The 23,273-nt window shown below is 51.2% G+C and carries 12 protein-coding genes; 9 read left to right on the top strand and 3 right to left on the bottom strand.

The features are described 5' to 3' along the window. Positions 1-93 precede the first annotated feature (93 nt). Positions 94-903 (top strand): GUN4 domain-containing protein, encoded by an 810-nt coding sequence (locus AC2215_RS09730; RefSeq protein WP_486809788.1) that lies wholly within the window; start codon positions 94-96, stop codon positions 901-903. A gap of 69 nt (positions 904-972) precedes the next feature. Next, on the top strand, positions 973-1,962 hold the full coding sequence (locus AC2215_RS09725; protein ID WP_486809787.1) for a hypothetical protein: 990 nt from the start codon (positions 973-975) through the stop codon (positions 1,960-1,962). A gap of 57 nt (positions 1,963-2,019) precedes the next feature. On the opposite strand, the gene AC2215_RS09720 is transcribed toward AC2215_RS09725, so the two are convergent. Beyond that, the gene (locus tag AC2215_RS09720; RefSeq protein ID WP_486809786.1) at positions 2,020-4,857 is read right to left on the bottom strand and encodes a beta strand repeat-containing protein; all 2,838 of its coding nucleotides are present in this window, start codon (positions 4,855-4,857) and stop codon (positions 2,020-2,022) included. Positions 4,858-5,074: 217 nt separating this feature from the next. After that, positions 5,075-7,042: a choice-of-anchor Q domain-containing protein gene (locus AC2215_RS09715; protein ID WP_486809785.1), complete on the bottom strand. Its 1,968-nt coding sequence runs from the start codon at positions 7,040-7,042 to the stop codon at positions 5,075-5,077. Between the two features lie 291 nt (positions 7,043-7,333). On the opposite strand from AC2215_RS09715, the gene AC2215_RS09710 reads away from it, so the two are divergent. From AC2215_RS09710 to AC2215_RS09680, 7 genes are all read left to right on the top strand, one after another. Further along, positions 7,334-8,419: a TIGR03032 family protein gene (locus AC2215_RS09710; protein ID WP_486809784.1), complete on the top strand. Its 1,086-nt coding sequence runs from the start codon at positions 7,334-7,336 to the stop codon at positions 8,417-8,419. Positions 8,420-9,179: 760 nt separating this feature from the next. After that, a complete protein-coding gene (locus AC2215_RS09705) occupies positions 9,180-9,449 on the top strand; it encodes a hypothetical protein (protein WP_486809783.1) in 270 nt (89 codons plus the stop codon). A gap of 452 nt (positions 9,450-9,901) precedes the next feature. Continuing rightward, on the top strand, positions 9,902-10,261 hold the full coding sequence (locus tag AC2215_RS09700; protein WP_486809782.1) for a hypothetical protein: 360 nt from the start codon (positions 9,902-9,904) through the stop codon (positions 10,259-10,261). A 190-nt stretch (positions 10,262-10,451) separates the two neighbouring features. After that, positions 10,452-12,797: a 1,4-alpha-glucan branching enzyme gene (glgB, locus tag AC2215_RS09695; RefSeq protein ID WP_486809781.1), complete on the top strand. Its 2,346-nt coding sequence runs from the start codon at positions 10,452-10,454 to the stop codon at positions 12,795-12,797. A gap of 1,124 nt (positions 12,798-13,921) precedes the next feature. Then, positions 13,922-15,274 carry an ATP-binding protein gene (locus AC2215_RS09690; RefSeq protein WP_486809780.1) on the top strand — a complete coding sequence of 451 codons (1,353 nt, stop codon included), beginning with the start codon at positions 13,922-13,924 and terminating at the stop codon, positions 15,272-15,274. Next, positions 15,271-20,238 carry an nSTAND1 domain-containing NTPase gene (locus AC2215_RS09685; RefSeq protein WP_486809779.1) on the top strand — a complete coding sequence of 1,656 codons (4,968 nt, stop codon included), beginning with the start codon at positions 15,271-15,273 and terminating at the stop codon, positions 20,236-20,238. Before AC2215_RS09690 ends, AC2215_RS09685 begins: the two co-directional genes overlap by 4 nt. A gap of 79 nt (positions 20,239-20,317) precedes the next feature. Next, positions 20,318-22,705: an ATP-dependent Clp protease ATP-binding subunit gene (locus AC2215_RS09680; protein ID WP_486809778.1), complete on the top strand. Its 2,388-nt coding sequence runs from the start codon at positions 20,318-20,320 to the stop codon at positions 22,703-22,705. A 38-nt stretch (positions 22,706-22,743) separates the two neighbouring features. Here the strand turns inward: AC2215_RS09680 and AC2215_RS09675 are convergent, their stop codons facing one another. Next, entirely contained in the window at positions 22,744-22,875 is a 132-nt protein-coding gene (locus tag AC2215_RS09675; RefSeq protein WP_486809813.1) for an HNH endonuclease, read from the bottom strand. Positions 22,876-23,273 lie beyond the last annotated feature (398 nt).

The following is a 23,273-nucleotide window of genomic DNA, read 5'->3' as shown; positions in this document are numbered from 1 at the left end:
AACTGCTACATTGATAGGTCAGAGACCGAATTGGGGTACTGCGGTCAATTTGGGCGTGATGCTTGCTATTGATTATTTTAAGTGACTCCGATAATGAGACTATCTCCTGACATTCTCAACGAACTCATCAACCTGCTCGCACCCTACATGGTGGATGAAAGAGAACGTCGTTCGATGTTAACACTCGCTCTCGGTCAGGATGCTGCCGTACTCAGGCATATTGATTGGCGAGGGAATGTCAGCACGTTTATTCCCCATTTGGTTGATGCGTTATCAAACTATGGTGAAATTTCTCCGGGAAAGCAGGCGCTTTGGGCAATGCTTGAGTATCTTCGTTCTCAAGTGGGGACAGATGTACAACAACGGATCGATCGATTGCGTCCTGTCATTAACCCCACTCCGTCACCCTCTAAAATACCGCCACGTCCCGAAACAACTTACCCTCAACTTCAACGCTTGCTAGCTGCTGGGCTATGGCGAGAAGCAGATCGAGAAACGGCAAAGATTATGCAGGCTTTGGCTTGTCAAGAAGGCCGAGGCTGGCTCGACGATAATGATATTTTAAAATTGCCCTGCGAACCCCTACACATCCTCGATCGTCTCTGGGGCAAGCATTCCAACTATCGCTTTGGGTTCAGTGTACAGAAACAAATTTGGCAGGAGACTGGGGAAAATTTAGATACGTTTGGCGATCGCGTTGGTTGGAAACATGGTGTCTATGGCATCCTGGGATGGCGTCATTACGATGCTCTCACATTCAAGCTCCAAGCCCCGAAGGGACATTTACCCAATGCGTGGCTTCGTTCCAGTGCGTTCAATTTAACCGCCCTTTCTTCACGTCTTGTCGATGCGAGCGCGATCGCGGTTCTCGTCCGAAGGTTGGTTGCTTGTCAAATCGATTGAAATGAATTGTCGATGAGAACTTTCCAAAATCTTGAGATTGGAAAAATCTTAGTTGCGAATGAGTAGATTATGAATTCTAAAAAGGGTTTAACCGAGGAAGAACTAAATAAATTAATTGAAATTCTTTCTCAAAGAAAATCAGATACGGAAGGAAGAACTTCAATTGCAGAGGTTCGATCGAGCTTAGTACAATTAGGCTTATCCGACTTTTGGGAAGAAAACGATATTGAAAAAGTCCAGAAGCAGGTTGAACGAGAAATGAAAAAGCGACAAATTCGAAATTATTTTCTATTTGGTTTTATTCTCACAATTTTAGTAGCTCCTTTATCAGCTTATGGAGGATATCAGCTCAAGGAAATTTTAACCTCAAAATATCCTCAAATATTTGGCACTTCCGAAATTGATAGTTCTGAGTCTAGTCAACTCGAAGAGCAAATCGCATTACTCAAGTCCGAGACTGAAAAGCTTGAAGATCGACTAGAAGAAACTGTCGGTCAAAAAGAAGAACTAGAAAAAAAAGTTGAAGAATTAGAAGAAGAAAAAGAGATTTTAGAGAAGCGAGAAGATTCTCGGAATGCAGAACCCGCATCAATTCCAAAACCTGAAGAAGAAATCGAACTGAAATCCGACGAAGAACCGGAAAATCGACCTTCACTACAATCTTTTGAAGTACAGGATTTAAATTTTGAACTTCAACGCTGCCAAAAAACAAATACCAATGCCACTAGCCAAAGTATTCGTTGTGTTTTCTTGATAACCAGTCAAAAGGATGAAGCACGAGTTTATTTATATGCAGGCTCGAATCGTAGAAGAAGTCGAATTATAGAAAAAGGTCAAGAATATTTATCTTCGCGAGTTGAGATTGGGAGTGCATCCGATGACTACAGCGTCAGGAACGATCTGATTAAAGATGCACCCACAGAAGCTGTAATTACTTTTGATGACGTTGCATCGGACATCGACAACATCGGAGTACTATCAATCAACTCTTATCTAACAAGCTCGGATTACAACGATGATATCAATATTGAGTTCCGGAATATTCCACTATCAGAGTAGTGTGTATCGGCATATTGGAAGATTTGATACGCCGATATTCTAAACGATCGAGTCGCCTCAGACCGTCGCGAAATCGTTAGAATCGATCGCCCCAACATTCACGTTTTGCAACGTCACCACCAATCCAGTAGCAGAAATCTGGGTATCGTTACCCACCTGAGCGATCGTCACATCCGCAAAGGTCAATCCATCGAGCAAACCGATGATATCCACCCCATCGGTGAAATCGGCTACGACATCGACGCCATCCCCTGCACGGAAGTCAAAGCGATCGCCTCCCGCACCGCCAATCAAGAGGTCATCTCCCAAGTCGCCGCGAACCACGTCGTTGCCCGTACCTCCGGTTACAATGTCGTTATCCCGACCGCCGAAGAGTACGTCATCGCCATCGTCGCCGTCGAGAACATCCGCCCCGCGATTACCGAAAATGACGTCGTTTCCAGAATTTCCATCGAGGGTGTCGCTACCGAAATCTCCCACGATCTCGTCGATTCCGTCTCCGCCAGTGACCAGGTCGTCATCTTGTCCGGCAAAAATCAGATCGTCTCCCGTACCGCCATCAATGGTGTCATTTCCGGTATTACCGAAAATGATGTCGTTTCCGTCGTTACCGTCGAGGCGGTCTGCTTGGGCAAATCCAGCGAGGATGTCGTCACCAAGCAATCCGCACAATGCATTGGCATTTTCATCTCCCAGGAGAAGGTCGTCGTTGTTGTTGCCGTCATTGCCGCAGATACCGGTAGTGGGGAAGTCCGGAAGACGAATTTCGAGTTGGTCGAGGATGAGGCGGACATTAGGTAAGGGGTCTGGTGTCGCTGGGTTGGGATGACTCGGGAGTGTAATGGGATTGTCCGGTGTGCCGGGAGAATTGTTACTCGGGAGTGTAATGGGATTGTCCGGTGTGCCGGGAGAATCGTTACTTGGGGCTGTAATCGGATTGTCCGGGGTGACGGGAGGATTCACAATGGGAGGTATTTCGTTCCCCGTGCCTTGGATGTCGAAGGTGTAGGGATTTTCATCGCTGTCGTTGCTGGCAATGCTCACCGTGGCGGTGCGAGTGCCAACAGCAGAGGGGTCGAAGCTGACTTGGAATGTCGTATTTTCTCCAGGGGCAATCGTAGTCGTCGGTAATGCTGTAATGCTGAAGTCGGCTGCGTTGGCACCCCCCAGACTGACAAGGGGAGAACCGTTGAGGTTTAAGTCGATGTTTCCCAGGTTAGCGAGGGTGAAGGTGCGGACGAGGGTTCCTCCCGAGATATTGGTGCTGCCAAAATCGGTGCCATCGGCTATGTCGGGGGAGGTGTCACCATCGGTAATGGCAATATTGTTTCCCGTAATGTCGATTTCGGGAATGGCTTCAAAAGCACCAATATCGCGGGTTCCGAAAGCGGCAATTCCCCGTTGGTCGTTAGCCGCAGCACTTGCCCCAGATGCGTCGATTGCAGGACTACCGAGCTCGAGGGCGTGAGTTTGGGTATCTCCGCCGTAGTCGCCAAGGGGCAGAAGTTGGGGATCGACTCCCGTGAGATTATTGGTGTCGTTGGTAATGGTTGCGCCTGCGGTATCGCCAATGAGACTATTTTCGATGGTGTTGAAAGTACCAGAAAGGTCGTTTCCGCTTCCAGTCGCAATGTTGGTTGCAACGATCGCATTCATCAGATGAATCGTTCCCCCATTTCTGAAAATGCCGCCACCATCCCCGCCTGCTTCATTATCGGCGATCGTGCTGTTGTAAATTTCGATCGTGCCGCCATTTCTGCCTCTGGCAAAAATTCCACCGCCGCGATTGGTGCTAGAGTTGCCTGATATCGTACTGTTGGTGAGATTGACCGTTCCTCCCCCTCTCGAATAAATCCCACCCCCTCGGTTGCTAGAATTGCCCGAAATCGTGCTGTTGGTTGAAGTCAGATTGTTTCTGAAATAAATCCCGCCCCCTTTATTGGTACTGGAATTTCCCGATATCGTACTATTGGTGAGATTGACCGTTCCAGTAGCATAAACTCCGCCCCCTAAATCGCCACTGGAGTTGTTTGAAACGACGCTATCAATGATATTCGCCGTGGTGCTATACATCCCCCCAGCCGATAGTCTGCTGGAGTTGCCCGAGACGGTACTATTGGTGAGGGTAATTGTTCTACTTCTCGCCCAAATTCCGCCGCCATGACGATTGCTAAAGTTGCCCGATACAGTGCTATCAGTTAGCGAGATATTCCCACTTCTGCTATAAAGTCCGCCGCCATTTCGACGACTGGAGTTACCCGAGACGGTGCTATTGGTTACTGTTATCTGCCCTCGGGCGTAAACCCCACCCCCATATCGCTTGCTTTCGTTGCCCGAGACGGTACTATCGGTGAGGGAAATATTCCCATTTCGGCCATAAAGCCCGCCGCCATTTCCGTTACTGTAGTTACCTGAAACGCTACTATTGGTGAGAGCGATCGCTCTTGGAGTATAAACGCCTCCCCCTCGATCGGTGCTCGTATTGCCCGATACGATGCTATTGGTGAGATTGACCTCGCCATTAGAAAGGATGCCACCGCCATCACCCGTTACATTTCCCCCCCTCAGCGTCAGTCTTGCCACCGTCAGGGGAGCATTCCCCGTTACGTTAATGACCCGAGACATCTCGTCTGCGTCGATGGTGAGAGTATCGGCTCCAGGGCCAGTGAGGGTCAATGCTTCGGTAATTGCCAGTTCCGTCCCCCCCAGAACAATGGTTCCGGTTAATCCCGCAAACTGGATTTCGTCGTTGGTGTTATCGAAAGTAATCCCTGCAAAGTCACTGTTCCCCGCAGCATCGTTGTTGTTGAGGGCAATCATCGCTTCGCGGAGGGAAATCGCCCCATCGTTGGCGGCAGTATTATCGAGAAGGCTAGTAACGGTAACGATCGCCATAAAACTAAAATTCTGTAATCGAAAGTTCTCTGAGAACTGAATTCAATCGCAAGTTGCACAAAAAGATCGACCCTCATCTTCCGTTCTAACTTTGCAACTTGCCTCCTCGCCTCCGTAAGATCGCGTCAGTACGAGGGCACAAAAACTGGGTCTGGCAGCCACAATACAAATGCCACCAGACCCTTGAAAATTCGAGTTCTTGAATTGGAGAGCGAACCTACAACACGGCAAAATCCGCAGAATCGATCGCTCCAACATTCACGTTCTGTAATGTCACCACTAATCCCGCGGCCGCAATTTGGGTATCGTTACCGACTTGAGCGATCGTTACATCAGCAAAGGTCAATCCATTGAGCAAACCAATGATATCCACCCCATCGGTGAAGTCAGCTACCACATCGACACCATCCCCTGCACGGAAGTCAAAGCGATCGCCTCCCGCACCACCAATCAGGAGATCGTTTCCGAGGTTGCCGCTAAGAACGTCATTTCCCGCACCGCCGAGAACAATGTCTTGACCTCGACCGCCAAATAGTACGTCGTCGCCATCGTCGCCATCGAGGACATCTGCCCCGCGATTGCCAAACACAACGTCATTTCCGGCATTACCATCGAAAGTATCACTGCCGAGTCCCCCGACCATCACATCAATTCCCTCTCCACCGGTTGCTAAGTCGTTATTTTTCCCAGCTAAGATGAAGTCATCTCCCGCACCGCCTGCAATGGTGTCGTTTCCGGCGTTACCGAGAATGACGTCTTTTCCACCGTTACCATCGAGGCGATCTGCCGATCCAAATCCGACGAGGATATCGTTCCCCCCCAATCCGGAGAATGCATTGGCATTTCCATCTCCCAAGAGCAGATCGTCGCTGTCGTTACCGAAATTGCCCGTTTCGGGGAAGTCCGGGAGGGTAATTTCGAGTTGGTCGAAGACAAGGCTGACACCGGGTTCGGGTCCTGGAGGTGGCACGAATTCAAAAGCGCCGATATCGCGCGATCCCACAGCGGCAGTACCTCGTTGGTCGTTTGCAGTCGCGCCGGCACCGGATGCATCGATCGCTGCAGAACCTTCAACGAGGGCATGGGTGAAGGTGGAACCGCCGTTATTGGCGAGGGTGGTATTGAGGATATCGGCAATGGCGAGTCCGCTGGTATCGAGGACGATATCCGAACCGGTGCCGATCGTGCCGTTGCCGTTCCCCACTGCCGTTCCCAGGATATTGTTGTTGTCGCCGTTGATGCCGTCTCCGGAGAGATCGGCAGCTTCGCGGCCCAGAGCGATATTCCCGGCAATGATGCTGTTACGAATGGTGAAGGTGCCGCCGCGATTGAAAATCCCGCCGCCATCCCCCAGACCGAAATCATTGGAATTCGCAGTGTTGTTGGTGATGGTGGAGTTGTCGATCGTTCCACCGTTCACGCTGTAAATGCCTCCCCCATCGATGGTAGCGGCATTACCCGAGATAGTGGAGTTGATGAGGGCGACATTTCCATTGCTGAAAATTCCACCACCTTCCCCGCCCAGCAACTCGTTACCCGAGACGGTAGAGTTGGTGAGGGTAACGTTTCCGATAACGTCAATGCCGCCACCGTAGTCGAAACCGGAATTGTCCGAGACGGTAGAATCGGTGAGGGTGACATTTCCACCGCTGAAAATCCCGCCACCACTGCCGTCGCCCTCGCCGCTGCCGCCGGCAGTGGAATTCCCCGAGACGGTAGAGTTGGTGAGAGTGACATTTCCAAAGCTAAAAATCCCACCGCCTCCCCTCTCTGACGCATTCCCCGAGACGCTAGAGTTAGTGAGGGTGACATCTCCACCGCTAAAAATCCCGCCGCCTTGGTTTGCGGACATTCCCCCGGTCAGCGTCAGTTCCCCTACCGTCAGCGGAACATCCCCCGTCACGTTAATGACGCGAGACATCTGGTTGGCATCGATCGTGAGATTACTCGCTCCGAGTCCAGTGAGAGTCAGCTCTTCGGTAACTTCGAGTTCCCCGAGTTCTAGGGTAATCGTCTGCACTCCGGCAAACACCGTCGGATCGAACTGAATCTCATCAGCTCCCGAGCCGGCAACGGAACCATCAACGGATGTATTATTATTGGCTGCTATAATCGCTTCTCTGAGTGTCACTGCACCATCATTGGCGATCGTGTCTTCGAGACTTGTAACTGTAATAAGTGGCATAAAACTGGGAAGTGAAAATTTTGACGAAGAGGCTTTTCCCAACTGGTAGAAATCCCCGATCGAGAAAAAACTGGGCTATTAATCTATAGATAAATTTCGCGAAAAATACGCAACTTTACGCAATCTTTAAATTAGACTTTGTTGATATCCTTGAAATTAGGTTTTAAATTTCGATTAAAAAATTTAGATGAAATCGTATCGCTTCAAACCAAATATCACTCAAGTATAGATATGGTTTTTTGTTGCCATTCGTGATACTAATTGCTTTATTCTGAAAATTTATTTGACAAAATGACCAATACCTGTTCTAACTTTTCAGCGCTCGAACCCATGCGCAGCGTTCATACGAGCAACTTTCCCGACATCCTCAGACAGTTAGGAATTACCCTAGTTGTCTCTACCTACCAAGCGGGAAAACTGATTATTTTGCGTGCTGAGGAAAACGCGATAAATACCCACTTCAAAGTGTTCGATCGAGCCATGGGATTGGCCGTAGATCGAGAAAAAATGGCGATTGGAACGGCATATCAAGTTTGGGAATTACGCAATGTTCCTGCCGTTGCAACTAAACTCGATTCCCCCGGAAAACACGATGCTTGCTACTTACCTAGAAATGTCAGAATTACGGGAGATATCGACATTCACGAAATGGCTTACGTAGAAGACGAACTCTGGTTTGTGAATACGCGCTTTTCTTGTTTGTGTACCTTAGACAAAAACCACAGTTTCGTTCCTCGTTGGAAACCGCAATTTATCACGGAATACGATTTGCGCGATCGCTGTCATTTAAACGGTCTGGGATTGCGGGATAATCGCCCTAAATACGTCACGGCATTAGGCGAAACCGATACTCCTAACGGTTGGCGAGAAAATAAGGCCAGCGGCGGTATTTTAATGGATATCGAAACCAACGAAATTATCGCTCGCGACTTATCAATGCCCCATTCTCCTCGTTGGTATCGCGATCGACTTTGGGTACTCGAATCGGGGAAGGGCAGCTTAGCAACAATAGATTTAGAGACTGGAAACGTCACCACGATTGCTCAACTTCCTGGTTTTACGCGCGGTCTAGAATTTTATGCCAATGTTGCTTTTATCGGTTTATCTCAAGTTCGAGAAACGGCAACCTTTAGCGGTCTGCCGATTACGGACAATGCAAACGATCGCATTTGTGGTGTGTGGGTGGTGAATATTGATACCGGAGAAACGATCGCCTTTCTGAAATTTGAAGATGCCGTCCAAGAAATCTTTTCCGTGCGGGTCTTACCGGGAATTCTCTTCCCCGAAGTCATCGATTGGGATAAGGATTTGATGGCGAGTTCTTACGTTCTGCCTGATGACGCTTTGGCTCAAGTCGTATCCATCTCTGAAGACTAAACTTGATTGACACTCCCCTGCTTAAAACGCGGGAGCTTTCAGGTTCCCGTGTCGCCCCGTAAGCTGTGACGTATTGGTCATTGGTGAAAGGTTAAGCTTGTTGGCCACCTGTCAAGGGGAACGGGGAACGGTTTGAGGTTTTGGGTATGGAATCGCAACATTGCTCGGTCATCAGAAATATAGCGCTACGCAAATGTGTTAGGACATCTAAAAAATTTACAAGCTATAAATAGCAAGGTTTTGACTGAGGGCTGAATGCTGATAGCTGAATGCTTACTGCTATAGTCTAGAACTGAAGAGTCAGTCAAGTGGCAACACTAAATATGGGACTTGACAACCGAGCGATTTCCTTAACCTTTCACCAACTCCCTACACCCGGTCACTCTACACCCATTGGTGAGGCGGTTAAGCTTGTATGTCACTTGTCAAGGGGAATGGGGAATCGGGAATGGTTTTGGGTTTTAGGTGTGAATCCCAAGTGTTGGTCTATCATCCGAGAGCGTCTAGCTCTAGATAACATTTAGAGTAGCAACACTAAATATGGAGCTTGACAAACGAGTAATTTCCTTAACCTTTCACCAATGCTCTACACCCCACACCCCCCGATACGGTGTATAAACGTAAAAACCTTTGTATAACAAGGCTTTTAGACGATTTTACGGTCTTTTCTCGGGCTTTTTCGTAAATATTCGGTTAAATGCAGTATCTTATCTAAATAAGTACATTTGCTTAAATAACCCGTTAAAAGAGGAAACACATCGTGAATCTCAAATTTGCCAGTGCAGCCTTGTTGCTCAGCTTAGCCGTTACCCTTGGTGCTTGCTCGAAAACCGAAGAAGTCACACCGGGAACCGATGCCGCTCCGGCAGAAGTGAACGAAACCACTGAAGGGGCCACCGATGCCACCAAAGACGAAGCCACTGAAGCGGTAACTGACGAAACCAAAGACGAAGCCACTGAAGCGGTAACTGACGAAACCAAAGACGAAGCCACTGAAGAAGCTCCTGAAGCGGAAGCCGAAGTTCAGTAAGTTCGAATCAGATCGCTAATCCTCGATTTCCAGGGCAAAATCACCACGATCGAGGATAAATTCTGAGTGACGATCGCCCATCACACTCATACTGCTCCTCACATTCTCCACTCCTCACACCCTTTAATCGTGTCGATCGTCACACCGTTCTTTCTCTAACGCTGTGTTTGGTGAAAGCTCGTTCGTCGGTGAGTCGCGTGTCTTTCACGTCCTTGCGCTCCCACTCTTCTAGTACCGAGTGCCGCGCGGTAAAAATCAATGACCGGTCCTCAAACCCGCGAACGTGATGTATCGTCGGTATTTGTCATTTTCAACCGCGCACATTTTTTATGACCCGTAGCGGCACGAGCCTACCGATGTCAGAATCCCTGTAGTGCTATACTAATAAGCCCTCGATCGAAAGTCCGTCGAGCGCGCGTCACGTCAGCGAGCGTCTTTCCCGGAGATCGCCCATGCTTCCTTCCCTGCTATCTAGGCTTGCGGATACAGATGTCTCGATCGCTTTTCGCGGTGTCACGAGCAGGTCGATCGTCTTATTAATGAGTACCTTAATAAGTACCGTAGCGGCGAGCAAACCGGTCGTTGCTTTACCGCCTCCAGAGGATATCCCTGAAGAAGTGTTGCGCGCGGAAATTATTCTCGAAGCGCGATCTCCCGTGGATGGAACGCCTTTAACCGCAGCAGAATACGCCCAGTTGCAAGCCGAACTGCAAACTTCTCCCTATCCTCCACAAATTAATCCGGCATTCGAGCATAATGTTTTTTTGTTGCGAGTGCTAAAATTTTTCCGCACGATCCTCCCCTTCTTTTAAACTAGATCGGGTCGCAGTTTTTTTGGAGATCGAGAGGGTCAAATCGATTCGGCATCGAGATTTCCTCGTCTAAAAACCCTCTTCGATCGTCAAGGTGCGATCGTTTGAGACTTTGCCTTCGATTTGTTACTGTTTATTACAGTTAATAAATCTTTATTAAATATTACTGACCCTATCCATAGGTAGCTTCATGTCCAATACCATTGCCCCCGAGCAGATCGACCGCATTGTTTATAACCAACACCACGATCCCTTTGAAGTGCTCGGCCCCCACGAGATCGAGCTGGATGGCAAAAAGGTCTGGGTCGTGCGAGCCTATCTGCCCGATACAGAAGCCGCATGGGTTGTACTGCCAGAAGCCCGAACCGAACAAGCGATGCAATCGGTTGGCCACCCCAATTTTTTTGAATGCGTTCTCGATGCTGGCGATACCGACGCGCTACCGGCCAACTACCAGCTGAAGTACACAAAAGGCGATAGCACTCGCACTACCTACGATCCGTACGCCTTTCGATCCTCCAAACTCACGGATTTTGACATCCACCTCTTCTGCGAAGGCAACCACCATCGCATTTACGAAAAGCTCGGTGCTCACCTAATGACCGTCGATGGGGTGGAAGGGGTTTATTTTGCCGTTTGGGCCCCCAACGCTCGTAATATCTCCGTTCTGGGAGATTTCAATCACTGGGACGGTCGCCAACATCAAATGGGAAAACGGGGCAATGGTGTATGGGAACTCTTCGTTCCGGAACTGGGGGTTGGTGATAGCTACAAATACGAAATTAAAAACTACGACGGCGATATCTACGAAAAATCAGATCCCTACGGCTTCGAGCAAGAAGTACGACCCAAAACTGCCAGCATTGTCACCGATCTCGATAGCTACACTTGGAACGATGGCAATTGGATGGAACAGCGTCGCGATCGCGATCCGATGGCTGCTCCCATTTCCATTTACGAAGTGCATTTAGGATCTTGGCTGCACGCAGGATGGGAGGACACCCCCAAATCCAACACCGGCCAAACCCTACCTCCGGTTCCCGTCGCTGACCTCAAACCGGGGGCGCGATTTCTTACCTATCGGGAGTTTGCCGACAAGCTGATTCCCTACGTGAAAAAACTCGGCTTTACCCATATCGAACTGCTACCGGTCGCCGAACACCCCTTTGACGGTTCTTGGGGATATCAAGTCACCGGGTACTATGCCGCCACCTCCCGCTACGGCAAGCCCGAGGATTTGATGTACTTTATCGATCGCTGCCACCAAGAAGGCATTGGGGTGATTGTCGACTGGGTTCCCGGTCACTTCCCCAAAGACGGTCACGGTTTGGCCTTCTTCGACGGCACCCACCTCTACGAACACGCCGACCCTCGTAAAGGAGAGCACAAAGAATGGGGCACCCTTGTTTTTAACTACGGACGCAACGAAGTTCGCAACTTCCTGGTTGCCAACGCCCTCTTCTGGTTCGATAAGTACCACATCGATGGTATTCGGGTGGATGCGGTGGCTTCCATGCTCTACCTCGACTACTGCCGCGAAGAAGGGGAGTGGGTCACCAACCAGTACGGCGGTCGGGAAAATATCGAAGCAGCCGACTTCCTGCGCCAGGTCAACCATACAATTTTCAGCTACTTCCCCGGAATCCTCTCCATTGCGGAAGAATCCACCTCCTGGCCGATGGTTTCTTGGCCGACTTACGTGGGGGGTCTCGGCTTCAACCTGAAGTGGAATATGGGCTGGATGCACGATATGCTCGACTATTTCAGCATGGACCCCTGGTTCCGCCAGTTCCACCAGAACAATATCACCTTCAGTATGTGGTACCACCACAGCGAAAACTATATGCTCGCCCTCTCTCACGATGAAGTGGTGCACGGCAAGAGCAATATGCTAGGAAAAGTGCCCGGTGATGAGTGGCAGAAATTTGCCAACTTGCGGTGTTTGTACTGCTATATGTTCACCCACCCTGGCAAGAAAACCCTGTTTATGAGTATGGAATTCGGTCAGTGGGGTGAGTGGAACGTCTGGGGCGATTTGGAGTGGAACCTGCTGCAATACGAACCCCACCAGAAGCTGCAAAACTTGGTTTGCCGCCTCAACGAACTCTACCGCACCGAACCGGCCCTGCATACCCAAGATTTCGACGAACCGGGGTTTGAATGGATCGACTGCAACGACAACCGTCACAGCGTTGTTTCCTTCATCCGTCGCCAGAAAGAATCCGATGAGTTCGTCATCGCGGTGTGCAACTTTACCCCCCAACCCCACAGCCACTACCGCGTCGGGGTTCCGGAGGCGGGTTTCTACACCGAACTGTTTAACAGCGATGCCCGGGATTACGGCGGTAGTAACATGGGTAATTTGGGGGGCAAGTGGACTGATGAATGGTCGTTCCACAACCGTCCCTACTCCTTGGATTTGTGCTTGCCGCCTTTGGGAGTACTGGTCTTGAAAATCGATCGCGTCAAGACGGAAGCGGCAAAAGCCGAAGCCGCTAAAGCCGAAGCCTTGAAATCGGCTAAACCGGAGAAGTGATACTTGAGGATAGGGAATTGGAGAGCGGGGAGGCAGGGGAGGCAAAGACCTCACAGGTTTCCCCCGTGTCTCCGAATTGCGAATTCCAAATTCTCCACTTGATTTTCTGTCACATCCGAGTCGAACCTGGAGGTAATTTATCCAGAATTGAGAGATGCTCCCCCGAATAAAGGAGTACGACAATCTCAAAGATAGATAATGATATGAGAACCGCTCGATCGATTCACTCAAATTCGATGTCATCCCATGCTTCCATTTCACCCATGGCGGGTGCGATCGTTTGTGCTCTATCTCTGCTATCTTTGGGCAGTCCCGTTAGAGCCGAAATGAGTGCGCCCGAGAGAGTCCCGGAGGTTTCCGATGGGATCTCGGGGGTTAGGTCGATCTTCGATCGCGTTTTACCTCCGGGATATGAAACCCCTGAATCTCGGGGGAAACAATCCCAAGAGTGCATCTGGTTGGGCGTAGATTGTTAAGTTCGATCGAGTTCGGTTCCATACCGAGTGTCGATCGGAATTCGGAATTCGGAATTCGGAGTTCGGAGTTCAGAATTTGGAGGCGCGGAATTCGCAAAAAGGGAATGGGGAATGGGGAATAGAGTACCTTGCTTGCGAGCGAGGAGATTCACCCCAGTCTTATCGGCTCGCTCTCACATTTCCAATCAGTCCGAACATCAACCAGAGTTAGTATTTGGCTCTATCACTGAACCCAAACTGAGGCGATCTGACGTCGATTGAAGTTTCGATCGTTCCGGATCGAGCCTGGGGAGAACCCGAATAAAAGAATTAGAACGATACGGGAGATCGAAAATCGCGAATGCAAATGATGGGATCGTTCAAAGTTACTTTAGAAAAGTAACTTTAGCTGGGAATGCCGAAGGAAATTTTAGCGTTCGAGCGAGAGAAAATCGATCGAGCTGACCTTCAAAAGCGATATAACCTAAAAAGTTCTCGATTTCGCTCGCCATTCAACATCTCTAAAAAAAGGGGGAAGGGAAGACTTATCGAGATCGACAGTTGAAGAATCGATTTGATTTTGGATTGCTGGAGATATCGATTTGATGAGTCTGAGGGATTTTCCATCGACCCCCACAACTCAAACGGTCCTGACAAGGCGAGTTCGTCATGGCGCTAAATCTACCGAAATTTTACCGCAATTGCAACCCCAGTAAAACCCTCAACACCGCCAGCCACGAGGCGCAAAAATACTATATCGATTTTTCGGGAGTGCGCGGTAGCAATATCGTCGAAGAACTGCTGGCGAACATTACATTATTCTCTCCCGACGAACCCACCTGCCAGCTGTTTACCGGTCATATTGGATGCGGCAAATCCACGGAATTATTGCGTCTCAAATTCCTCTTAGAGCAAGAAGGATTTCACGTGGTCTACTTTGAATCCTCTCAAGACTTAGATATGGGGGATGTAGACATTGGGGATATTTTACTGGCGATCGCCCATCAAATCGCCTGCAGTATCGAATTTCTCGGGTTAACTACCCCGATTCGCAAGCTGCAAAATTTGCTGCGGGGGGCGTGGAGAGTGCTCAAACACGAATTTCGAGTCTCCCCGACGGTGCAATCGACCTTTCACGAAGGGGCCCTGGAAAAAGAAGGTCATTTCTCCCTCACCCATGGATTGCGTCAACTCACCACCCATGCCAAAAACAGTCCCGAAGTTCGGTCTAAATTGCGGCAGTATCTCGAACCTCGGGTGGGATTTCTCCTCGAAGCGATCGAAGAAGAACTCATCGCACCGGCAATTGCCGCCCTCAAAGCCCGAGGTCGCCACGGACTGGTGACGATTGTCGACAATCTCGATCGCGTCGAAAACCGCTATAAGCCTTGGGGTCGATCGCAACCGGAATACCTCTTCGTCGATCGCGGCGAGCAACTGCGCAAGCTACAATGTCACATCGTCTACACGATTCCTATTAGTTTAATGTTTTCGAGCGACTTCGGACGATTGACCCTCAGATTTGGCGTCGATCCCAAAGTCTTACCCATGATTCCCGTCAAAGATCGACGGGAGCAGATGTTTGAAGCGGGAATGGCGCAAATGCGGCAGATGGTGCTTGCTAGAGCTTTTCCCGAGCGAACCCCCCAGAAACGCCTCGACGGATTAGGAGAAGTTTTCGATGCTGCCGGAACCCTCGATCGCCTATGCTACATTAGTGGAGGCCACGCCCGCAATCTTCTGAGACTGTTACATCGTTGCATCGAAAAAGAACGACACCTACCCCTGTCGAGAGGGGTGTTAGAAGCGACGATTCGAGAACGCTGCGCTCAGTTGGCTCTATCCCTGGAGGAACCCGAATGGGAGTTGTTGCGGCAAGTGGCTCGCGAGAAGCGCGTGCGCCAGGTGAGATCGCTACCGAGCCTTATCCGCAGTATGTTTGTATTTGAATACCGAGACGAGAATGGGTCTTGGTTCGATATCAATCCGATTTTAGCCGAAGCACAGGGTTTTAAATCATGAGGGAGCCAGATCCGGGAGAAGATGTGGCGGCGAAAAATGAAGGCGCCATCGAAGAATTAGCCTTTGGGTTGGAATATTCTCAGGGGCAATTCAAGCTGATTTTAGCTCGATGCAACTACGCTCAGTTGAGGGCGCGAGCGATGGCGCAACTCGAGAAAATTTCTCGGGTGTCGGTTTCTCAGTTGCAGTTATCGAGTACCACCCAAACCCTGTTCCATTCGATTCGATCGCAGGTCAATGCCGGTACTGAAGCTTTAAGCGTTTGGGGGTTCGAGGAAGTTCGCCAAATCGATCGACTCCTGAGTGCGGCCAACCAAGTCCGGGAAGAATTTCGCAAGCACTTTCCCTTCCCGATTATTCTCTGGATCGACGACGAAATTTTACAAAAGCTGATTCGCTTGGCCCCCGACTTTGAAAGTTGGGCGACGATCGTCGAATTTGCGATCTCTGCTTCCGAACCCATTGCCCTGCTCGAAAAACACACCGCGCGGGTCTTCGAGAAAATTTTAGGGGTCGATTCCCATCGATGGTTGATGGGTCGGGCGTTGATGAAAGAAGCCGACCGCCGCGAATTTCATGCCTGCTTGCAAGATGTGCGCGATCGAAACATTTCTCTAACCCCCGAGTTGATGGCCGATGTGGACTTCGTTCTCGGGCGCAATGCCTACGAACGGGACGAACTCGACACGGCGATCGAATGCTACGATCGCAGCCTGAGTGTTTGGCAGCAGACGTCATCGCAGGCTGCTGGAGACTCCACGGCCGACCTGCACCAGGGGATACTGTGGCTGCACTTGGGTTTGTGTCACTTCCGCACCGCTGACTTGCGATCGTCCGACAGTCCCCAACATTGGCAGCAAGCCCGAGATAGCCTGCAAAACTGCATCGAAATCTTCGAAACCACCGAGCGAGAAGACTTGGTGGCGCGATTCATTAGCTACCTCGCCGAAGCCCTGCGATACCTCGAAGATTGGGCAGGACTCAAAGCGATCCTCCAGAAATCCGTTCCCCTGCACCGACGCTACGGTAGCACGATTCAACTGGCTGCCGATTACGGATTGCTTGCCGAATGTGCCCTCGGAGACGGACGTTGGCTGCGCGCGGAGCGTTCTGCCTCGGCGGCCGTGCAAACCCTCCAAGAATGTCCCACCCCCAGCCTTCCCTACCATTCCCTGCTCGAACTCCTCTATCGCTTGTTTTTAGTCAAAGCTCAGTTTGCCCTAGACCGACCTCACCCAGCACGGGAAAACCTGGCTCGGGCGGTACAAGAGCTACCTCAAGCTCTAGCATCGAGCATCCAGTGCGATCCCCATCGCAGCCTGCGCATTTTAGAATTGTTGTGCCAGTTATATTTCGAGCGGGGCTGCTATTTAGAAGCCTTTGAGATTAAGTTAAAGCGTCGAGCGGTAGAAGTAGCCTTCGGCTTGCGAGCTTTCATTGGGGCGGCCCGGTTGGAACCCCATCGAGAAGCGATCGCCCCAGCACGCGATCGAAATCTTCCCGATACCATCGCCCCAGAAATTCGCGCCTCCGGTCGCGGGCAGGATGTCAAACGCCTCCTAGAGCGGGTCGGTCGTCCCGATCGCAAACTCACCATCCTCTACGGTCCCTCGGGGGTGGGCAAAAGCTCGATCGTTCACGCGGGATTGATTCCCGCCCTGGCGGGGCGCTCCATTGACGTACGGGATGCGATTCCGGTGGTGGTGCGGGTGTATGGGGATTGGCCCGTTCAATTGGGCAAAGCCTTGACGCGCGCCATGGGGATCGAACCCTCCCAATCGGACGATCCGCTGTTGGCCGGATGCTTCATTCCCGGCGGCGATTGTTTGCCTGGCCACATCATCGAACAACTCCAGCGCAACATCGAGCGCAATGTGCTCACCGTCATTATTTTCGAGCAATTTGAAGAATTCTTCTTTTCCAATCCCAACTTCGATCGCAAGCGGGAATTTTACGAATTTTTAGATGAAATCCTCAATATTCCCTACGTTAAAGTCATTATCTCCATTCGGGAAGATTACCTGCACCATCTTTTAGAAATCGATCGAACTTTAACAATACCCGCCATCGATGGCGATATCCTCAGTCGCAAATCTCGCTACTTTTTGGGTAACCTCTCCAAGGAAGATGCCCATAACGTCATCGAAAGTTTAACGGAAATCTCCCATTTTCACCTCGAACCCCAGCTGGTCGATCGCCTCGTGGAAGACCTCGCCGGAGACCTCGATCGGGTGCGCCCCATCGAACTGCAAATTGTCGGCGCTCAACTGCAAACCGACAAAATCGATACCCTAGAGAAATACTTGCAATCGGGGACCCTCCCCAATCTGATCGAACGATTTATCGAAGAAGCCATTCACGATTGCGGTCCCCAAAACGAACAACTCGCGCGCCTCGTTCTCTACCACTTAACCGATGAAAACGGGATGCGTCCCCTGCAAACGCGGGCGGAACTCGAACGGGACTTAAACGATTTAAATATCGACATCCAACAACTCCCCCTCGTCCTGGAAATTCTCAAAAAAGCGGGTTTGGTCTTCTTTCTTCCGGAGGTTCCCCACCACCGCTACCAACTCGTTCACGATTACCTCGTTCCCATTATCCGCCAGCGAGAAGAACTCGCCCGCGAAGCCGAAACGATCGCCCTGCGAGAACAAAATAAACTCCTGGTTCAACTCGCGCAAGTCCAGCAAGAAAAAGAACGAGCCGGCGTACGCCTCAAAGGGGCACTGGTAGCCATTCTCGCCGGGACCCTGGTGGGTGCCCTCATTGTCAGCCTCCTGTGGCAGCGAGCGGCCCGGTTGCAAAAAGATGCAGCGATCTCCTCAATCGTTGCTCTCAATGCCGCCTCCAAATCCCTGCGCCTCTCTGACGAACGTTTTGATGCCCTGGTGGCTAGCGTGCGGGCCGGCAAGCAATTTCAGCAACTTCCCCGCTCTCAAGCCTCACCGCATCTCAAAAGTCAGACCCTCAACCAACTGCAACTCGCCCTCTACGGCATTACCGAACGCAACCGCTTAGAAAAACATACCAATAGCGTTCTCGAAGTCAGTTTCTCCGGCGACGGTCAGTGGATTGCCACCGCTAGTGCCGATCGCACGGCGAAAATTTGGCGACCGGACGGCAGCTTGGTACGCACGATCGAGCATCCCAACGAAGTCAACAGCATTACCTTCAGTCCCGATAGTCGAACGGTCGCCACCGTCAGCGGCGATGAGGTCCGGTTGTGGCCGATCGAGGAAACGGGTCGCGCGACAGTCATCCCCACGGGCGATGTTCCCCAAGCCGTGCCAACTCTCACCGCCACCCCAACCCCCTCCACCTATACCGCCACCCGGGTTCGCTTCTCTCCCAACGGTCAACTCATTGCCACCGCCCACACCGAGGATAATACCGTCAAACTTTGGCAAACCGATGGCACCCTAGTGCGCGTCCTTGAAGGTCATCGGGACTGGGTGCTGGACGTGAGCTTCTCCCCCGACGGGCAAACCCTCGCCTCCGCCAGTTTGGACGAAACGGTGAAAGTCTGGGACATCGACGGGGGAAATCTGGCGACCCTCCCCGGTCACGATTGCGGTCCGAATACGCCCTGTGGCGTGACTAGCGTCGAATTCAGCCCCGACGGCACCCGAATTGCCACCGCCAGCCAGGATAAAACCGTAAAACTCTGGCAGCGAGATGGCACCTTCATCCGCAAGCTGAAAAACGATGCTTGGGTGTGGGATGTGAGTTTCTCCCCCGACGGGCAAATTCTCGCCATCGCCAGCCGAGATAACACCGTTCGATTGCGAACCCTCGAAGGGGAAGAACTCCAGACCCTACGCGGTCACCAAAAACAAGTCCGCAGCGTCAGTTTTTCCGCCGACGGTCAGACCATTGCCTCGGCCAGCGACGATAACACCATCGTGTTGTGGGATCGGGAGGGGGAAGAGATGCCGGTGCTCGAAGAGAGCGATCGACTCGCAGCAGATCCATCCCTTGATGATGGCAACCCGATCGCGGTTTTTGCTGTTGCATTTTCCGAAGATGGCAAAATTGTCGCCTCCGGCAACGCCGATAAGACCGTTAAGTTATGGGATCGCCGGGGAAACCTCCTCCAAACCCTCGAAGGTCACCAAGGGGCGGTAAACTGGGTGGGATGGAGTCCGGATGGGGAAATCCTTGCCAGTGCCAGCGCGGACGGTAATCTAAAACTGTGGCGCAGCAGGGGTACCCTCGATGGCACCCTCAACCACGGTCGCGGTAACCCTTTGGGAGAGGATGGGTGTCTTCTGGAGGCGACCCCGAGTTGTCCGGGGATTGAAAGTGCGAGTTTTAGTGCCGATAATCGCCTGATTGCCACCGCTGGAGGGAGAATCTTGAAACTTTGGAACCGAAATGGTTCCCGGCGGCAAACTTTCGTCATGGCCGGTGAGGAGATGGTCATCAACAGCGTGGCATTTGCTCCGGATGGTGAATTCTTGGTCACCGGACACGACGATCGCACTGTCAGAATTTGGAACCTGGCGGGAGAACTGTTGACTACCCTGCGAGGACATGGAGGTGCCGTGCGGTGGGTAACCCTCAGTCCCGATGGCAAAATTATCGCCAGTGCCAGTTCCGATAAAACCGTCAAACTCTGGCGTCCCGACGGCACGGAATTGGCAACCTTAGCCGGTCACATCGCCCCGGTGAATTGGGTGAGTTTTTCTGGAGATGGGACAACCCTCGCCAGTGCCAGTGATGCTGTCAAACTCTGGCAACTGGATGAAGAACTGGAAAATCCCCTACTCACGACCCTGGAAGACGATCGAGCTTCCGTGTGGAGCGTGAGTTTTTCTGGGGATGGTCGAACCCTTGCCAGCAGTCGCGCCGATGGCACCGTAGTGTTGTGGAATCTTGATTTTGACGATTTGCTCGATCGCGGTTGCAACTGGATTGAAGATTATTTAAAGGTTCGCAACGATGGCAATATTTGCGATTAGATCGATCCTCGACTGTGGCAAAGTAGAGCATAGGGCATAATCATAGACATAGGCAAGAACGAGAGACAATAGTTGGCTGATGGCAGTATACTCGCCTAGCACGATTTTGGTTTGGAATATTGCCGCAATCGAGGCAAAAAGCGGAAAATCCTCTGAAATCGACCCCGCACATCTACTTCTGGGAGTTTGCAAACTCTGCGACCTCGATCCGGAACGCTTCTGTCCCCGACCCATCCGGCGCGATCGGGCGCAAAAGCAAGAATTTGTCACGGATATCGAAACTCTACGCCAGTGGTTCGATGCCTGGGGACTCGATCAGACCCTGTTTCGCCGTCGACTGCGTTCGGAAATCGCCCGCGCCCAGGCAAACCGCCTCGATCGGGGGATCGTTCACCGCTCTCCCGTCTCCCGGCGCGTGTTCGAGCGGGCAGAGGAAATTGCCATGCTCGGTACTGACGATAACCCCATCCTGCGACCCTGTCACCTCCTGCAAGCGATTCTGGAACTGCCGGCTTCTCCCTGGGAAAACCTGCTCGAAGAAATGGGGGTCTACAATCTTGAAACCCCCCCCTTCGAAGACCCCGACAGCGATCGGCAGCCCGATCGCAGTACTTCAATTTGGATGGAAGCCGAACCCCTTTTCCCCCGCCAATCCCAGCAAGACACCCCCTTTCTCGATTGCTTCGGTCGGGATTTAACCCAAATGGCCCGGGACGGTCAGCTCGATCCCACCATCGGACGGCAAACGGAAATTAACGCCCTTGCGAGCATCCTGATGCAGCGGCGCAAGTGCAATGCCATTTTAGTGGGGGAGGCGGGGGTGGGTAAAACCTGTATCGTGGAAGGACTCGCCCATTGGTTGGAGAGCGAAACGACTCCGGCTGCCTTGAAAAACAAACGCATTGTAGAAATTTCCATGGCTGGACTCCTGGCAGGGTCGAAGTACCGAGGGGAGTTTGAAGAGCGGATGCAAGCGCTGATCTCCGAAGCGGCCACGGTCAACGACGTGATTTTATTTATCGATGAAATCCATACGGTCCTCGGTGCTGGGGGGGGCGGTGCCAGCGATGCGGCTAATATCCTCAAACCGGCCCTGGCGCGGGGAGAAATTCAGTGCGTGGGGGCAACCACCGTCCGGGAATACCGCTCCACTATCGAAACGGATACGGCCTTGGAGCGTCGCTTTCAGACGGTTTGGGTGAACGAACCCTCTGCGGAGGAGACCATTGCCATTCTCAAAGGGTTGCGACCCCAATTTGAGGCGCACCACAACGCGATCGTTACCGACGGGGCGATCGATGCGGCTGTTGAATTGGCCCAGCGATATTTGACAGATTTGCATTTGCCGGACAAAGCCATCGATTTAATCGATCGCGCCTGTGCCGACGTGCGGCTGGCAGTAGCCGCGGAGCAAATTGGCTATACCGGTCACTGTCGCATCGACGAAAACGAGATTTTAGCGGTGGTGTCCCAACGCTGTCAGGTGCCTATCGAACGGCTGACTCAAAACGAGCGCTCGCGGTTGCTGTCGTTGGAAAAGATTCTCCAGGGACGGGTGATGGGTCAAGAAGCGGCGATCGAAACCGTCGCCAACGCCATTCGCACTGCTCGCGCGGGATTGAAGGACCCGAATAAACCCATCGGGGTGTTTCTCTTTGTGGGGTTGACGGGAACCGGGAAAACAGAGTTGGCAAAAGCCCTGGCTCAATGCCTGTTCGACGACGAGCGCCAACTGATTCGGGTGGATATGTCAGAATACATGGAACCCCATGCCGTTTCCCGCCTCACTGGCGCGCCGCCGGGGTACGTGGGGTACGATCGCGAGGGGCAACTAACCAAAGCGGTGCGATCGAAACCCTATAGCGTCGTTCTCTTCGATGAGGTGGAAAAGGCGCACCCGAAGGTGTTGGATCTGTTTTTGCAAATCTTCGACGAAGGGCACCTCACTGATAGTCACGGTCGTCACATCTCGTTTAAAGAAACGGCGATCGTCCTCACCTCCAATTTAGGCACGCAATCCCTACACGCTTCCCGTTCTCTGGGGTTTGGTTTGGCAGACGATCGCTCCGAAGTCGATCGATCGGCGTACCAGCGGCAAATTCAAGATGCCCTCCAACAGTCTCTGCGGCCGGAGTTGCTCAACCGCATCAGTCAGGTGGTGTGGTTCTACCCCCTGGGTGCCGAGGTGGTCCGGCAGATTATCGACAAAATCCTCGCCAACTTGCACCCCCGCCTGGAAGCCCAAAAGCTCTTTTTGCAACTGACCGACAGTGCTTACGAGTTTCTGATGACCAAGGGCTACAACGCTCAATTTGGGGCGCGGGAAATGGAGAGAACGATCGATCGGTTTTTGGTGCAACCCTTGGGACAAGCGCTGCTCGCCGAACGCTTCCGTGCGGGGACGACCATTTGGGTTGAGGCGCAAGATGAGAAATTGGTGTTGCTCGATTCCGCGCCGATGGGTTAATTCCTATTTATTTTTTGTGAGTTAGGTTTTGACGATCGTTAATTTTTATAGCCCGTATTGCAGTATGGATGAGTCAATTGTCCATTATCTATATTTGCTAATCCACCATCTTGTTTGCGTTGTTTGCGATCTACCGAAATTGAGTTTTTATGAATAAACCCGTTACAAATTTTACAGCGAGGTGCATTAGGCAGTGTATCCCTTATATGAATTTCACTTTTACTACTTGTATTAAAGTCTTTTTTTGTTGAACTAAAATTTTGATTAATTGTTTTGATTTTTAAATAATTAAAACGGTCAGTAGAGATATTTTTTTTATGGTTTCATCTATTGTTTTATCCATTTTTAAATAGTTGATTATAGTCATTTCGAATAAGAATGGGGCACCAGGATTCACGGAAACCTCGATTATTCGGGTCGATCCGACTCTGAAACTGTACCACTTTTATTCAGAATGACTATATATTTTTTTTCGATCTGAATTTTTGACGAGGAGATAGAGATATAGCGCTTCGCACTGGTTTATTTACACTATCGAAGAAATAGGTTTTTCTCTTCCCCATTTCCC

This window comes from Zarconia sp., from assembly GCF_057467645.1.
The sequence above is the reverse complement of the archived record's forward strand: the minus strand, read 5'-3'. Positions and strand labels throughout refer to the sequence as shown.

Coding starts and splice junctions, on each gene's coding strand:
- AC2215_RS09720 (WP_486809786.1), bottom strand. CDS start 4,857: ATGGCGATCGTTACCGTTACTAGCCTTCTCGATAATACTGCCGCCAAC.
- AC2215_RS09725 (WP_486809787.1), top strand. CDS start 973: ATGAATTCTAAAAAGGGTTTAACCGAGGAAGAACTAAATAAATTAATT.
- AC2215_RS09680 (WP_486809778.1), top strand. CDS start 20,318: ATGGCAGTATACTCGCCTAGCACGATTTTGGTTTGGAATATTGCCGCA.
- AC2215_RS09690 (WP_486809780.1), top strand. CDS start 13,922: ATGGCGCTAAATCTACCGAAATTTTACCGCAATTGCAACCCCAGTAAA.
- AC2215_RS09715 (WP_486809785.1), bottom strand. CDS start 7,042: ATGCCACTTATTACAGTTACAAGTCTCGAAGACACGATCGCCAATGAT.
- AC2215_RS09700 (WP_486809782.1), top strand. CDS start 9,902: ATGCTTCCTTCCCTGCTATCTAGGCTTGCGGATACAGATGTCTCGATC.
- glgB (WP_486809781.1), top strand. CDS start 10,452: ATGTCCAATACCATTGCCCCCGAGCAGATCGACCGCATTGTTTATAAC.
- AC2215_RS09730 (WP_486809788.1), top strand. CDS start 94: ATGAGACTATCTCCTGACATTCTCAACGAACTCATCAACCTGCTCGCA.
- AC2215_RS09685 (WP_486809779.1), top strand. CDS start 15,271: ATGAGGGAGCCAGATCCGGGAGAAGATGTGGCGGCGAAAAATGAAGGC.
- AC2215_RS09710 (WP_486809784.1), top strand. CDS start 7,334: ATGACCAATACCTGTTCTAACTTTTCAGCGCTCGAACCCATGCGCAGC.